Origin of the sequence: Bradyrhizobium sp. 31Argb (genome assembly GCF_043638955.1) — a bacterium.
GTDB lineage: Bacteria > Pseudomonadota > Alphaproteobacteria > Rhizobiales > Xanthobacteraceae > Bradyrhizobium.
The window spans coordinates 1-2,759 of sequence record NZ_JBEGDB010000500.1 but is presented as its reverse complement, the minus strand read 5'-3'; the positions used below and the strand labels follow the sequence as shown (position 1 = coordinate 2,759).

Here is a 2,759-nt window from a genome sequence, read left to right as displayed (position 1 = left end):
GTGGTCCTACCCCCGTGCTTTTTGTTGCACGGGACCCATGGGTGCAACCGGCACCCGGCTTTCCCTGCGCCCTCTACATTTTCAGAGGGTAACAGCGACGCAAACCTCGGGCGCAAAGCGCCGCGAGAACGTGGACTCACATCCTCTCCGCTGTTTGACGACTGAATCAAAATTTGGGCACGCCGTAGGGCGGGCAAAGCGAAGCGTGCCCACCATCGCGAGCGCGGTGCTGGATGGTGGGCACGGCGCGAAGCGCGCCTTTGCCCACCCTACGGCCTCTGCCGGAGAAAGCGCGACCGCTCTATGTTTTCACTTCCAGCCTCCGCTGGAACGCCGATAGCACCGCGCCGAGCGCCAGCATCGCTGCCGATATGTTCAGCGCGAACGACAGGCTCGATCCCACCACCGCGAAGAAGGCAACGCCGAACACCAGGGCGGAGACCGCGAGCAACAGCGGCGAGTGTCCGAAAATCGGCAGTCCGGCGCCGATCGCGTTGACGCCGAGGATGATCGTGGTGGCAAGCCCGCCGCGGTTGAGACCAAGCACGCCTCGCCACACCCACGGTGTCACGAAAGCGCTCAGCCCGATCAAGCTCCAGAATGCGCTTTGCGCCAGCGCGCCGCCGCCGGCGTCGCGCACATAGGCGATCATGAACGTCATGTAGGCGATATAGCCGGCGCCGAACAGGAAATAGCCGCCGAGATAGATCACAACCGGCGCAATCGCGAACTTCGCCGAGGCCTCCTGCCTGGTCATGGCATCGGACGGGAAGGATGCGAGCCACAGCGGAATGGTCATGATGGCCGCGAGCAGCGTCATCGCCCACCATACGATCCACCATGAGCCCGGGCCGAACCATTGCAGCACGAACGGCGCCACCAGCCCTGACAGCAGGATGCCGCTGCCGGGTCCGGCATAGAACAGGCTGAGCAGGAAATTGGCGCGCTCGGGCCGCGTCTGCGCGATCATCGCCGCAAGCGCGCCGCCGCCGACGAAGCCGGCCGCAGCGCCAAGGCCGGCGAGCAGCCGCGCAAAGCTCAGCACTACGAAGTTCCCGGTGATGGCGCAAAGCGCGAGCGACACCACGCAGGCCAGCGTTCCCCAGCGCACGGAGGCCACCAGCCCGAAGCGCCGGATCAGCCGCGCGGCGAGCAGCGCGCCGATCAGATAGCCGGCAGCGTTGATCGTGTTCATGAAGCCCGCCGCCGAATAGGACCACGCGAGCTGCTCGCGCATATCCGGCAGCACCAGCGAATAGGCGAAACGGCCGATGCCGAGCCCCGCGGTCGGCGCCAGCGACAGGATCAGAATCAGCCGCGCGGCGTGCGCGGAAGATGAGGGAAGGTCGGGGGCTTTCACTGAGAACTCCGGCAGGACCGCATTGTGGCAGGCCCCGCCGTCCTTGCACAGGCCGCGCTCCGGGAATGGTGTCTTGCCAACCGCGCAACAGCGCTTTAGCACTCCGCGCGGATTTCCTTAGATCTCAAGGCGAAAACCCCATGGCGACCCACAAGCTCCTGCTCCTGCCCGGCGACGGCATCGGCCCCGAAGTGATGGCGGAGGTGAAGCGCCTGATCGGCTGGCTCAAGGCGGAAGGTATCGCTGTTTTCGAGACCGAAGAGGGGCTGGTCGGGGGTGCCGCCTATGACGCGCACAAGGTCTCAATCTCGGAAGCGGACATGGCCAAGGCGAAAGCCGCCGATGCCGTGATCTTCGGTGCCGTCGGCGGGCCGAAATGGGACAGCGTCCCCTATGAGGTGCGGCCCGAGGCCGGCCTGTTGCGGCTGCGCAAGGATCTCGGCCTGTTCGCCAATCTGCGGCCCGCCGTGTGCTATCCGGCGCTCGCCGATGCCTCCAGCCTGAAGCGCGAGGCGGTCGAGGGGCTCGATATCATGATCGTGCGCGAGCTTACCGGCGGGGTCTATTTCGGCGAGCCGAAGACCATCACCGATCTCGGCAATGGCCAGAAGCGCGCCATCGATACCCAGGTCTATGACACCTACGAGATCGAGCGCATCGCCCGCGTCGCCTTCGACCTTGCGAAGAAGCGCCGCAACAAGGTGACCTCGATGGAGAAGCGCAACGTCATGAAGTCTGGCGTGCTCTGGAACGAGGTCGTCACCCAGGTGCACAAGCGCGAATACCCCGAGGTGACGCTCGAGCATCAGCTCGCCGATTCCGGCGGCATGATGCTGGTGAAATGGCCGAAGCAGTTCGACGTCATCGTCACCGACAATCTGTTCGGCGACATGCTGTCCGACATCGCGGCGATGCTCACCGGCTCGCTCGGCATGCTGCCGTCGGCCTCGCTCGGCGAGACCGATGCGAAGAGCGGCAAGCGCAAGACGCTGTATGAACCGGTCCACGGCTCGGCGCCGGATATCGCAGGCCAAGGCCTCGCCAACCCGATCGCGATGCTCGCCTCGTTCGGGATGGCGCTGCGCTATTCCTTCGATTTGGGCACGCTCGCCGACAAGCTCGATGCCGCCATCGCCGCCGTGCTCGCAAGCGGATTGCGTACTGCAGACATCAAGTCCGAAGGCACGACATCAGCCTCGACCACGCAGATGGGCGAAGCAATCCTGAAAGAATTGCAGAAGCTGCACTGAGCGGGGGATGCGTAGGGTGGGCAAAGCGTAGCGTGCCCACCATCCAAGTTCGGTGCAAGAAAGGTGGGCACGTGCGCTTTGCCCACCCTACAAGTTCGCAATCAATAGCATTCGTAGCCCGGATGAAGCGCAGCGTAATCCGGGGACAC

Annotated in this window: 2 protein-coding genes; one reads left to right on the top strand and one right to left on the bottom strand. The window is 64.7% G+C overall.

Annotated elements, in window-relative coordinates; translation table 11 throughout:
- Positions 1-301: 301 nt before the first annotated feature.
- Positions 302-1,360, bottom strand: a complete 1,059-nt coding sequence (locus AAFX91_RS40630; RefSeq protein WP_394570237.1) for a YbfB/YjiJ family MFS transporter — start codon at positions 1,358-1,360, stop codon at positions 302-304.
- 140 nt (positions 1,361-1,500) lie between these two features.
- Here AAFX91_RS40630 and leuB point away from each other — a divergent pair, with 140 nt between their 5' ends.
- Positions 1,501-2,610 carry a 3-isopropylmalate dehydrogenase gene (gene leuB, locus AAFX91_RS40625; protein WP_394570236.1) on the top strand — a complete coding sequence of 370 codons (1,110 nt, stop codon included), beginning with the start codon at positions 1,501-1,503 and terminating at the stop codon, positions 2,608-2,610.
- Positions 2,611-2,759 lie beyond the last annotated feature (149 nt).